This window comes from Leifsonia sp. EB34 (assembly GCF_041260585.1).
Lineage (GTDB): Bacteria > Actinomycetota > Actinomycetes > Actinomycetales > Microbacteriaceae > Leifsonia.
In genome coordinates, this window is the sequence record NZ_JBGCCV010000001.1 from 903,017 (window position 1) to 914,559 (window position 11,543).

The following is an 11,543-nucleotide window of genomic DNA, read 5'->3' on the forward strand; positions in this document are numbered from 1 at the left end:
AATCCACCGCGTGCTGCATCGCCCGGAGAGAACATCACCCGTTCACCGCCCCCGCCGAACGGGAGGTCCGCGGCGCGCCCTCGGTTGCGCCCGCGTCGATACTGGGACCTTCCGCCTTGACCCGACCGCCCCCGTGAGGAGACCCATGTCCGCCGACCCGACCGGCCCGCACGACGCGGAAGCCGACTTCGCCGTCGGCGCACTCGGCAGGGCGGTACGGGTCACGGTCACCGGCGCGAGAGCGGGTGCCCTCGCCGCGGCCTTCGCCGACGCGTGGGCGCACCTGCTCCTCGACCCGCGAGCCGAGACCGACGCCGACGTCATCCTCGACTCCCCCACGGACACGCCTGACTCGCTGGCCATCGGTCTCGCCCAGGCCAGCGCCGTGATCACACGCGCGTTCATCGACTTGAGCACGGGACGGGGGCTGCTGTTCCACGCTGCTGCTGCCGTCCGCGCCGATGGCCGCGCGATCCTGCTGGTCGGACCGTCCGGGGCGGGGAAGACCACCGCGATCACCCGGCTCGCCGGCCCGCACGGGTACCTGACGGACGAGATGGCTCTCGTCGGCGCCGACGGCCGCGTCCTCCCCTACCCGAAGCCTCTCTCGGTCGAGCGCGGAGGGCCGGCCAAGGCGCAGCTCGCCCCCTCGGCGCTCGGGCTCCGCGTCGGCGACGTCGCGCACGACGTGGACCGGGTGATCGTCCTGAACCGCGAAGCGGGTGGCCCGAGGCGGCCCCGGTCCCGACGTCTCGACCTCGTCGAGAGCCTGGAGGCGCTCGTCCCTCAGCTTTCGGCGCTGGAGCACCACCCGGGGCCGCTCGGCGCTCTCGCGGAGCTGATCCGGCACGTCGGGGGGATCGAGCAGCTCAGCTACGCCGACGTCCGCGACCTCGACCCGGCCTCCGGACCACCGGTCTCGCCGCGGCTGGCCGCCGATGAACTGGCGTTCTCGAACGTCGCCTGCGACCGCGACGAGGGCACGTCCCCCGGCCTGATCCGCACGAGGGCGGACGAGGCCCTGGAGCACGCCGAGCTGCTGGTCCTCGCCCACGGAAGCGAGATCCGCGTGCTCGCCGGGGTAGCGAAGACGCTGTGGCTGGAGGCCGGAGCGGCGCGGGCGGAGGAGGACATCCTCGACCGCCTGCGCGCGGTCCACGGCGCGATGCCCGGCGACGACGTGGCCCTGCGCGGCACAATCGACGTCCTCGTTGACGCGGGGGTCCTCGAGTGGCGGACCTGATGCACGCCGGCACGGTGGGTGATGTCGCGGGTGAATCCTCGGCCAGGGTGCACCGGCACGCCCGTTCCATCGTGTGGGTCGAGACGACGGCGGGACGCTGGGCCGTGGCCGACGTCTCGGATTTCCGGCAATTCGTCCTCAACGGGACCTCCGGCCGACTCTGGCAGGCGTTCGACGGGCACGCGACGGACGACGCGATCGTCGAGCGCGTGCTCGCCGCGTACCCCGACCATCCGGAGTCGGCTCGCGCCGACTGCCGGTCGCTGATCGACGAGCTGCTCCGGCTCCGGCTGCTCGAGCCCACGCACCCCGCACCCGACCACGAACAGGCCGACGACGCCGGAATGGAATTGTGACATGACCTCGCCGACGGACACCACGGAGAACCAGTCGAAGGGCAGGGACCTGCGCGACCTCGTGCGGATGGTCAGGCGCTACTGGCTCGGCGAGGCGATCATCGTGCTGGCGACGATCGGTCTCGTCGCGGGGTTCACCGCGCTGCAGCCTCGCGTCTACCAGTCCACGGCAACCGGACTCACCCAGTCGGCGTCGGGCGAGAGCCTGTCGATGGCGCTCGCGGGCGAGAGCCTCGCCAAGTCGCGCGCCGAGACCTACGTGCGCGTGGCCACGTCGGACGCGGTGGCCAAGCGCGCGCAAGAGATCCTCGGCACGGACCGCTCCGTCTCGAACCTGCTCGCGAACGTCACCGCGACGCTGCCGGCGGACACGGCCATCATCGAGATCACCGCGAGCGCGAGCACCCCGGAAGGCGCGGCGAAGCTGGCCAACGCGTGGACGACCGCGCTCACGGACCAGGTGAAGACCCTGGAGGCGCAGGAAGGATCGATCGGCGAGCCGCCGGTCGCCTTCGTCTCCCTGGCGAACGCGCGGCCGCCGTACTTCCCGTCGTCGCCCAACATCCAGACGGCACTCGTGCTCGCCCTCCTCGCCGGCTGCGCGCTCGCCCTGGTCTACGCGCTGCTCCGCCAGTACTTCGACCGCCGCATCCGGTCGGTCGACCAGATCGAGCGCCTCCTGGAGGCCCCGGTGATCGGGACCGTCCCGGCCAGCCCCGCCCTCTCCGACCGCAAGCGCATCGTCGAGCACGAAGAGTCGGCCGACTCGGTGCAGCTCTTCGCGATCTCGGAGTCCCTCCGCGAGCTGCGCACCAACCTGAGCTACATCGACGTCGACAACCCGCCGAAGGTCATCGTGGTGACCAGCTCGATCCCCGGCGAGGGCAAGTCCACGCTGACGGCGAACCTGGCCGACGCCATCGCCTCCGGCAACGCGAACGTCGTCATCATCGACTGCGATCTTCGCCGCCCGATGCAGTCGACCCTGTTCAACCTCCGCGGCGGTGTCGGCCTCACGGACGTGCTCAGCGGCCGGGTCGCGCTCAGCGACGCCCTCCAGGCTCCGACCGCGAGCGAACACCTGCGGGTGCTCGGCGCCGGCCGCGTGCCGCCGAACCCGAGCGAGCTGCTCGGCTCACGGACGATGCGCGAGCTGATCGGCGCGCTGTCCGGCGTCGCAACCGTGATCCTCGACGCGCCCCCGCTGCTGTCGGTGACGGACGCGGCCATCCTCGGCACCATCGCCGACGGCGTCGTGATCACGGTGGGCGCCAAGCAGGTCACCGCCGAGCAGCTCCAGAAGGCCTACCGCTCGGTCACGCGCGTCAACGGCAAGGTCCTCGGCGCGGTCCTCAATAAGATCCCGCCGAACGGCGTCGACTCGCACGACTACGGCTACTACCGCAACGACTACTACACGTCGAACGAGAGCACGGCGATCGCCGCGGGCGACCCGGGCAGCGCGGGCGACGCGGAGAAGCGGCCGAGCGACGACGGGCCGAGGGGCGCCGACGCGGCGACGACCCGTCGCTCCACACGCAAGGAGCTCCGCACCGGCCGCTGACAGGCTAGGCCCGGAGCGCCAGCGCCGTGCCCGCGTTCGGGACGACGCCCGGAGCGGGCCTGTCCGCCCGCGGGAGGGCGATCATCAGGCTGGTGATGACTCCCGCGTTCATCCAGGTGAACAGGTCGAACGAGAAGAACATCGCGAACAGCATCGCGAGAACCGCCTTGATGGTGCGGTCGGCGAAGCAGAACGCGACGACCCAGAACCCGAGGAGGGCGATCACGCCCACGATCCCCAGGGTGCCCAGCGCGTAGACGAGCATGTTGTCGACCGCCCGGAGGAAGGTCTGCTGCATGAGGCCGCGATCGTACAGGATGGCTTCGCTTCCGAACCCGTTGCCGAACCAGGCCTCCAGCGGGGGCCGGCCCAGGAGGGCACGGACGGACTCGAGCGCGCCGAGCCGGTGGGTCCACGAACCCGAGTCGAGCAGGTTGGCGACGATGGTGCCGATTCCGATGTCGATGTTCAGCAGCACGACGACCACCGCTCCCACAACGACGACGGAGCGCAGCCAGGACGTCAACGACCTGTTCAGCGCGACGTGCACCAGCACGCCGACGGCGACGGCCGCGACAGCGCTGCGCGTTCCCGACAGTCCAAGGCCCACCGTCGCGACCGTCAGGTTGACGAGTCTCCACTTCTGCGACCAGCGAGCCGGATTCGACCACGCGACGATCAACGCGATCCCGACGTAGACCGCGAAGAGGATAGGATGCCCGAACGTGCTCTGGGCGCGGGCGAAGGCGTCGTTGGTGAACGGGTTGTACCGGATGCCCCCCGAGTACCCCCAGATCGGCACCGGCAGGACGAGGATCTCCACGAACGCCAGACCGACCTGGATCGCGGCCAGAACGGCGATCGCGGCGTACACCATCCTGAGTTCGTCGCGGCCGAGCGAGGAGGCGACGTACGCCGCCAGCGTCGCCAGCCCGAAGTACAGCACGATGCGGTTCGTGCCGTAGCTTCCGGTGAGCAGCACCCCCAGCGAGATGTATGCCCACCACGACGCCACCGCCCAGAAGCGGACACCCCCGGAGGCGACCGCCCGCGAGCGGACGAGCGCGAGCACCAGGACGCCGATGGCGGCCATCGCGACAGGCGGACGCACCGAGTCTGGCGCGATGTTCGCGAGCCCGAACGACGCCGCCACCACCGTGAACGACACCGCGACACCGCGGATCAGCCGCGGCGGCACCGCGATCATGAGGAGGACGACCGCGAGGATCGCGACCGCCCCGCCGAACAGCAGCAGCGGGCTCACGAGCGCAGGGCCGGCGTCGTGAGTCGCCGGTAGGCCTCCAGCACCGGGCCGAAGACGCGCTCGGGGGCGGCTTCGGTGTCGGCCCAGCTCTTGGCCCGCTCGATCACGGCGGCGCGGGCCGCGGTGTCGTCCGCCGCCCGCGCGACGACGGCCGCGAACTCCGCGTCCGTGGCGTCGTCGGGCACTTCATACCCGCGACCGTCGTCGAGGAGGCCGTTCGCCGCCGACGCCGTCGCGACGACCGGGCGGCGCCGGTCGAAGGCCTCGAGCACGGCGAGCGGGGTGCCCTCCCAGCGGGAGGTCATCAGCAGGAAGTGCGCGGCGTCCAGCCGTGCCGGGACGTCGTCGACCTGGCCGGCGAAGTCGACCGGCGCGCCCCGTTCGATCGCCGCCGACCGCGCGTCCGCCAGCAGCTCTCCATCGCCGGCCCACGTCGCCTCGACCGGCCGCCCGCTCGCGAGCTCCGCGACGACGCGGACGAACCGCAGCGGGTCCTTCTGCTCGACCATCCGGCCGACCGCGAGCAGCCGCAGCGGAACGGCGACCTCGTTCGCGACCGCGGCCGGTGCACCGGGCCGCTGAGCGGGGGCGTTCCCGACGATCACCACTCGAGCGGCGGGCCGGCCCGCATCGTCGACGACCATCTCGGCCACGGTGGGACCGACCGCGAAGACGACGCGGCTGCGGAAGGACAGGACGCGCGGGCGCACGCTCGGCAGCCGCGTGTGCGCGTGCTCCACGACCGGGATGCCGAGGAGCCGCCCCACGATGAGCGATTGCAGGGCCTCCCGGCGCTGGTGGGCGTGGAGGACATCCGGCCGCGTCCGCCGTGCCGCGCGCAGGAGTCGCATGGTTTGCGAAACGAACCCGGCGCTCTCGTGCTCGACGAAGCGGACGGGGGGAGCCAACCGGGCGGCGGCCAGACCTCCCGCACCGAACACCGACACGGTGACGCCTTCGTCGACGGCCAGCCAGTTGGCGAGGTCGACGACGACCTGCTGAGCTCCGCCGTGCCCCATGCTGTCGACCACGTGCATCACGTGGAGCGGACCGGGGCCCGCGGAGTCGGCTGTCACGGACGACGGCTCACCGCGACTCGATGACCTGGACGTCGCCGAGCGCGTTGCGGGCCATGTCGAGCGCCTCCCCCACGTTGCGCGCGTCCATCACCACGACGGCGGAGGAGCCGTTGGGAAGACGGAGCCGCAGTTCGAACGGGCGCAGCGGGCCCTGTGCGCGGATACGGGAACGAGTGGACACCCGGAAACTGTAGGCGCGCGTCCGGCGCCGATCGGGAGCGATCCGCGCGGGCATCCCGAGCCGCCTCCACCTTTTCATCTGCTCGATCACCCGGTGCCGGCGCGCAGGCCGGGGATGCGCCCGCTCCTCCACAGTTCGCCGATCCTGCGACCTTTCCACAGATTCCCTGGCGACGGTCGCGACGTCGGCGCCGTCTGGAACGATTGCTGCATGACCACAACGGACACCGCCCCCGAGGCCACCCGCGACCGGGCACTGAGCCGCCTCCGCGCACTCGTCGGCCGCCCTGACGCGGCGTTCCACGACGGCCAGTTCGAGGCGGTCTCCGCCCTGGTCGACGATCGCAGCAGGGCGTTGGTCGTCCAGCGGACCGGGTGGGGCAAGTCCGCGGTGTACTTCGTCGCGACGATGCTGCTGCGCGAGCGGGGCGCCGGGCCGACCATCCTCGTGTCCCCCCTCCTGGCGCTCATGCGCGACCAAGTGGAGGCGGCGGCCCGGGCAGGTGTGCGCGCGCTCTCGATCAACTCGGCCAACCGGCACGAGTGGGACGACGTGGCCGCCCGCCTGCGCGACGACACCGTGGACGTCCTCCTCGTCTCACCGGAGCGGCTGAACAATCCGGACTTCCGCGATCAGCAGCTCCCGGCCCTCGTCGCCCGTTGCGGGCTGCTCGTCATCGACGAGGCCCACTGCATCTCCGACTGGGGCCATGACTTCCGGCCCGACTACCGGCGGCTCCGCGACCTCGTCGCCGCCCTGCCGGAGGGCATCCCGGTGCTGGCGACGACGGCGACCGCGAATCGGCGGGTGGTGGCCGACGTCGAGGAGCAGCTCCACGGCTCCTCGCTCCCGACGGCGGTGCGCACCATCCGCGGCCCGCTGGCGCGCCGGTCACTGCGGCTCGGCGTCCTCGCGCTCGAGGACGCGACGGCGCGCCTGGCCTGGCTCGCCGGGCATCTGGCCGACCTCCCGGGCAGTGGGATCGTCTACGCCCTCACCGTGTCGGCGGCGGAGGACACGGCGCGCGTGCTCCGCCGGGCAGGTCACGATGTCGCCGCGTACACCGGTCAGACCGACCCGGCCGAACGGGAGGAGCTCGAGGGGCGGCTGAAACGCAACGAGGTCAAGGCCCTCATCGCGACCAGCGCTCTCGGGATGGGCTTCGACAAGCCCGACCTGGGATTCGTGGTGCACCTCGGGGCGCCGTCCTCCCCGGTGGCCTACTACCAGCAGGTCGGCCGTGCCGGACGCGCCACCGAGTCGGCGGACGTGCTGCTGCTGCCGGGTCCGGAGGACCGCGCGATCTGGCGGTACTTCGCGACGGCGGCGATGCCCACCGAGGAGAAGGCGACGGCCCTGCTCGACGCGCTGAGCGACCGAGTGCAGTCGACGCGGGTGCTGGAGAGCCGGGTCGACCTGCGCTCGTCCACGCTCGAACTGCTGCTCAAGGTGCTCGATGTCGACGGCGCGGTGCGCCGCGTGCCGGGCGGCTGGGTGGCGACGGGCCGGCCGTGGACGTACGACCGCGACCGCTACGAGCGCATCGCGGCGGCGCGGGAGGCCGAGCAGCAGGCGATGCTCGACTACGAGAGCACTCCCGGATGCCGGATGGAGTTCCTGCAACGGCAACTCGATGACCCCGACGCCGGGCCGTGCGGCCGCTGCGATCGCTGTGCCGGCGACTGGTACCCGGCGGGAGTGGCGACGGACACCCGGCAGACGATCGCGACCGAGCTCGACCGGGTGGGCGTCCCGGTCGAACCGCGCAAGCTGTGGCCGACCGGCGCCGACAGCCTCGGCGTGCCCATGCGGGGCAAGATCGCCCCGAGCGAGCAGGTCGAGCCCGGCCGCGTGCTCGCCCGGCTCACCGATCTCGGCTGGGGCGGACGGCTGCGCCGGCTGCTCGACGCCGACGCACCGGACGGCGAGTGCCCTCCGGAGGTCCTGAAGGCGTGCGTGCAGGTGCTCGCGGACTGGGACTGGGCGGAGCGGCCGGCCGCCGTGGTGGCCGTGCCGTCCCGGGGCCGACCGCGATTCACCGAGGGCCTCGCGCGCGGGCTGGCCCAGATCGGGCGGCTCCCCTACCTCGGCGCCCTCGCGCTCCGCGGCGGCGGGCCGTCGGGAGGCCCGGGCGGCAACAGCACCTACCGGCTCGCGGGAGTCTGGGACCGGTTCGACGCGTCCGGCCTCGACGTCCCCGCCGGCGCGCCGGTGCTGCTCGTCGACGATCTCATCGACAGCCGGTGGACCGTCACCGTGGCCGGGCGCGAGCTGCGTCGGGCGGGTGCGGGCGCGGTGCTGCCGTTCGCGGCGGCGCTGCGGGCGTGACCGATGCGGTTACAGCGTCAGCCCGACCAGGACCGGCTCCGGGCGCAGCAGCACGCCGAACTCCGCCTGCACCCGCGCCTGGATGAAAGAGGCGAGCTGGCCGATGTCCGCCGCGGTCGCGTGGCCGCGGTTGACGATCGCGAGGGTGTGCTTCGACGAGATGGCGGCGCCCGAGCCCGGGAGCGAGAACCCACGGCGGATTCCGGCGTTCTCGATCAGCCAGGCGGCCGAGAGCTTGACGTCGTAGGGGCCGTCCGCGAGCGGCGGGATGTCCAGCGGGTGCACCCCGCCGGCGGGGAGGCCGATGACGACGTCCGGCTCCGGAGGTGTGACGGGCCAGCGAGGCGCGTTCGCCGGCAGGCTGCGTGCGAACGACTCCGAGACGATCGGATTGGTGAAGAAGCTCCCCGCGCTGACCGAGTCCGGGTCGGCCGGGTCGAGCACCATCCCCTTCGAGGCGCGCAGCGCGAGCACGGCGCGGCGCAGCTCCGCCACCGGCACCCGCGACCCGAGCGGCACGCCGAGCGATTCGGCGAGCTGCGCGTACGCGACCGGGGCGCTCAGCGGCGCACCGACGCCGCCTGGCACCGAGTTGTCCGCGAGCTCCAGGTCCACCGTGAGCACCACGCCGAGCAGGCCGCGCTTCAAGATGGAGGTGCGGTAGCCCAGTTCGAGGTCCGCGCGCGACAGGCGACGGACCTCGCCCGTGCCCGCGTCCAGGAAGTCGACGCCGAGCAGCGCCGACTCGAGCTCCTGGCCGTACGCCCCGATGTTCTGCACCGGCGCGGCGCCGGTCGAGCCGGGGATGCCGGACAGCGCCTCGACGCCGGACCAGCCGTTCCGCACGGTCAACGCGACGACGTCGTCCCACGGCTCGCCCGCCTGCACCCGCAGGCGCACCCGGCCCTCCGGCGCGTCGAGGCGCTCGACCCCGCGGGTCACCACACGGATCACGGTGCCGTCGAAGCCCTCGTCGCTCGCGACCGTGTTGGAGCCGCCGCCGAGCAGCAGCCAGTCCTCGCCCGACGCCCAGACCTCCCGGGCGGCCGCGACGAGCGCGTCCGTGTCGGCTGGAGCGATCAGCGCCTGCGGGACACCACCCACCCGCATCGTCGTGAACTCCGACAGGGGCGGAGTCGTGCCGAGCCCGTCGCGGGTGGTCAGCCCGTCGCCGGTGGTCAGCCCGTCGCCGGTGGTCAGCCGGTCGCCGGTGCTGGACTCGTCGTTCGGGGTCACTCCGTCGCTCGCGGTCATCTCGTCGTTCACGCCAGCGAGACGCGTACCTGCGCCTTGCCGAGCACGGTCTCGGAGTTGAAGGTCGTCGTGAGGTCGATGCGTGCGACCCTGGCCTCGGTGTCGAGCTGCCCGACCTTGGCCGTCACGTGCACGCTCGCGCCCTCAGCTGGGTCCACGACCACCGGGCGGGTGAAGCGCACCTGATAGTCCACGACGCGCGCCGGGTCGCCGGCCCAGTCGACCACCGGCTGCACGGCGAGCCCCATCGTGAGCATGCCGTGCGCGATCACGCCGGGCAGCCCCACCGAGGTCGCGACATCGTCGCGGTAGTGGATCGGGTTGAAGTCGCCCGAAGCGCCCGCGTAGCGGACGAGGGCGTCGCGGCTGAGGTCGAACGAGCGCTCGGCGACGACGTCGCCGACGGTCAGGGCGTCGAAGTCGGGGGCGGCCATCACTCGTCTCCTCGCACGACCAGAGTGGAAACGGAGGTGACGACGTGCTCGCCGGAGCCGTCGACGATCACCGACTCGGCGGTGACCATGCTGTGCGCGCCGAGCGACTTGACCGCGGTGACGGTCAGTGTGGCCGTGAGCTCGTCCCCCGCGATGACGGGACGCGAGAACGTGAACCGCTGGTCGCCGTGGACGACCCGGCTGAAGTCGATGCCCGCCTCCGGGTCGGCGAGGAGCTGGTCGAGCGTGAGCTGCTGCACGACGACGGGGAAGGTCGGCGGTGCGACGAGGTCGGCGTGACCGGCGGCCTGCGCGGCCGCCACGTCGAAGCTGATCGGATCCGTCGCGAGCACGGCGGACGCGAACTCGCGCACCTTCTCACGGCCGACGAGATACGGCGGGGTGGGCGGGAAGCTGCGCCCCACGAGCTCTGGATTCACTGGCACCCGTCGATTCTACGCAGGCGCTCCACGCTCCCCCGAAAACCCGCTCCCGGCAGAAAAAGGAGAACCCCGGCGCACTCGGCGCCGGGGTTCTCGAAGCTGTGGTCAGCGGATCACTGGCAGCTGTCGCACTGCAGCAGGTCCATCGGGTCGACCGGAACCGCGTATCCGCCGACGGTGTCGTTTTCGTAGTCCATGATGGCCTCCCCTGAAGTCTTGTCACTCGCGTGTCTCGCGGTGTTTACCCACTATATAACCCGAATGACACGATTGTCATTCCACTACATGTAGTGTTTGGGGGATTTTTTCGGGACCTCATCCCACAACCCCGAGAATACGCGGCACCACCGACATCGCCCCCTCCGAACTGGGTACATCCGCACGGCGTGTCGCCCCTCCGAGGCCGCGTGTCGGGCCCCGGATCGGCGCGTCGCCCGCGGCCTCCCGCGGCCACTACTGTCTGACTATGCGACTCGGAGTCCTCGATGTGGGATCGAACACCGTCCATCTTCTCGTCGTCGACGCGCACCCGGGCGCCCGCCCCCTCCCCGCGGCCACGCACAAGTCCGTGCTGCGCCTCATGCGCTACATCACGGAGGACGGCTCGATCAGCGCGGAGGGCGAGACGGCGATCCTGGAGGCCATCCGCTCAGCGGTGGAGGTAGGGCGGGCGGAGGGCATCGAGGAGCTGCTGCCGTTCGCGACCTCGGCGATCCGAGAGGCCGCCAACGGACCCGCGATCCTCGCGCGCATCCTCGAGGAGACGGGCGTCGACCTCCAGGTGCTCTCCGGCGAGGACGAGGCACGACTCACCTTCCTCGCCGTGCACCGGTGGTCGGGCTGGTCGGCCGGATCCATCCTCCTGATGGACATCGGCGGCGGCTCGCTGGAGATCGCCGCGGGCGTGGACGAGTACCCGGACACCGCGGTGTCCCTGCCGCTCGGCGCCGGTCGCAGCACCATCGGGTTCCTGCACCAGGACCCGCCGACCGCCGACCAGCTCACCGCGCTGCGCGACCATGCCAGGGCGACGCTCGCCGACGCCGTCGGACGCTTCGCCGACACCGGGCCCGCGCACGTGATCGGCACCTCCAAGACCATCCGCTCGCTCGCCCGCCTGGCCGGTTCGACCGCGAGCGGGCCGGGCGGAACGGAGCGCAGCCTCCTGCGCCGTTCGGAGCTCGCCGACTGGGTGCCGCGGCTGGCGCAGCTCCCGGCCGACGCCCGCACCGCGCTGCCGGGGATCACGGCGGACCGGACGTTCCAGATCGTGGCGGGCGGGGTGGTGCTGCGGGAGGCGATGCGCGCGTTCGACGTGCCCGTGCTCGAGGTGTGTCCGTGGGCACTGCGCGAGGGCATCATCCTGCGCTACCTCGACCACCTGGACTGACGCGCGA

General features: G+C 72.2%; 11 protein-coding genes. 5 read left to right on the forward strand and 6 right to left on the reverse strand.

Annotated elements, in window-relative coordinates; all coding sequences use genetic code 11:
* The first annotated feature begins 145 nt into the window (after nucleotides 1-145).
* From ABIA36_RS04295 to ABIA36_RS04305, 3 genes are read left to right on the forward strand one after another with little or no spacing between them, the layout of a single operon-like run.
* Complete coding sequence (locus tag ABIA36_RS04295) at nucleotides 146-1,243, forward strand: hypothetical protein (protein ID WP_369961030.1); 1,098 nt, start codon at nucleotides 146-148, stop codon at nucleotides 1,241-1,243.
* Nucleotides 1,231-1,599 carry a PqqD family protein gene (locus ABIA36_RS04300; protein ID WP_369961031.1) on the forward strand — a complete coding sequence of 123 codons (369 nt, stop codon included), beginning with the start codon at nucleotides 1,231-1,233 and terminating at the stop codon, nucleotides 1,597-1,599. The genes ABIA36_RS04295 and ABIA36_RS04300 overlap by 13 nt, the downstream gene beginning before the upstream one ends.
* 1 nt (nucleotide 1,600) lies before the next feature.
* Nucleotides 1,601-3,163, forward strand: coding sequence for a polysaccharide biosynthesis tyrosine autokinase (locus ABIA36_RS04305; protein WP_369961032.1), 1,563 nt, complete (start codon nucleotides 1,601-1,603; stop codon nucleotides 3,161-3,163).
* A 4-nt stretch (nucleotides 3,164-3,167) separates the two neighbouring features.
* On the opposite strand, the gene ABIA36_RS04310 is transcribed toward ABIA36_RS04305, so the two are convergent.
* Genes ABIA36_RS04310 through ABIA36_RS04320 form a run of 3 tightly spaced genes read right to left on the reverse strand, consistent with a single transcriptional unit; the run spans nucleotide 3,168 to nucleotide 5,687 of the window.
* On the reverse strand, nucleotides 3,168-4,427 hold the full coding sequence (locus ABIA36_RS04310) for a hypothetical protein (RefSeq protein ID WP_369961033.1): 1,260 nt from the start codon (nucleotides 4,425-4,427) through the stop codon (nucleotides 3,168-3,170).
* Complete coding sequence (locus ABIA36_RS04315) at nucleotides 4,424-5,503, reverse strand: glycosyltransferase (protein ID WP_369961035.1); 1,080 nt, start codon at nucleotides 5,501-5,503, stop codon at nucleotides 4,424-4,426. The genes ABIA36_RS04310 and ABIA36_RS04315 overlap by 4 nt, the downstream gene beginning before the upstream one ends.
* 10 nt (nucleotides 5,504-5,513) lie before the next feature.
* Nucleotides 5,514-5,687: a hypothetical protein gene (locus ABIA36_RS04320; RefSeq protein WP_369961036.1), complete on the reverse strand. Its 174-nt coding sequence runs from the start codon at nucleotides 5,685-5,687 to the stop codon at nucleotides 5,514-5,516.
* A 210-nt stretch (nucleotides 5,688-5,897) separates the two neighbouring features.
* On the opposite strand from ABIA36_RS04320, the gene ABIA36_RS04325 reads away from it, so the two are divergent.
* Nucleotides 5,898-8,015: a RecQ family ATP-dependent DNA helicase gene (locus ABIA36_RS04325; RefSeq protein ID WP_369961037.1), complete on the forward strand. Its 2,118-nt coding sequence runs from the start codon at nucleotides 5,898-5,900 to the stop codon at nucleotides 8,013-8,015.
* 9 nt (nucleotides 8,016-8,024) lie between these two features.
* Here ABIA36_RS04325 and ABIA36_RS04330 read toward each other — a convergent pair whose 3' ends face one another.
* The 3 genes from ABIA36_RS04330 to ABIA36_RS04340 are packed head-to-tail and all read right to left on the reverse strand — an operon-like array spanning nucleotide 8,025 to nucleotide 10,149.
* Complete coding sequence (locus ABIA36_RS04330) at nucleotides 8,025-9,281, reverse strand: UDP-N-acetylmuramate dehydrogenase (protein ID WP_369961038.1); 1,257 nt, start codon at nucleotides 9,279-9,281, stop codon at nucleotides 8,025-8,027.
* Nucleotides 9,278-9,703, reverse strand: coding sequence for a MaoC family dehydratase (locus ABIA36_RS04335; protein ID WP_369961039.1), 426 nt, complete (start codon nucleotides 9,701-9,703; stop codon nucleotides 9,278-9,280). The genes ABIA36_RS04330 and ABIA36_RS04335 overlap by 4 nt, the downstream gene beginning before the upstream one ends.
* Complete coding sequence (locus ABIA36_RS04340) at nucleotides 9,703-10,149, reverse strand: MaoC family dehydratase N-terminal domain-containing protein (protein ID WP_369961040.1); 447 nt, start codon at nucleotides 10,147-10,149, stop codon at nucleotides 9,703-9,705. Before ABIA36_RS04340 ends, ABIA36_RS04335 begins: the two co-directional genes overlap by 1 nt.
* A gap of 463 nt (nucleotides 10,150-10,612) precedes the next feature.
* On the opposite strand from ABIA36_RS04340, the gene ABIA36_RS04345 reads away from it, so the two are divergent.
* On the forward strand, nucleotides 10,613-11,536 hold the full coding sequence (locus tag ABIA36_RS04345; protein WP_369961041.1) for a Ppx/GppA family phosphatase: 924 nt from the start codon (nucleotides 10,613-10,615) through the stop codon (nucleotides 11,534-11,536).
* Nucleotides 11,537-11,543 lie beyond the last annotated feature (7 nt).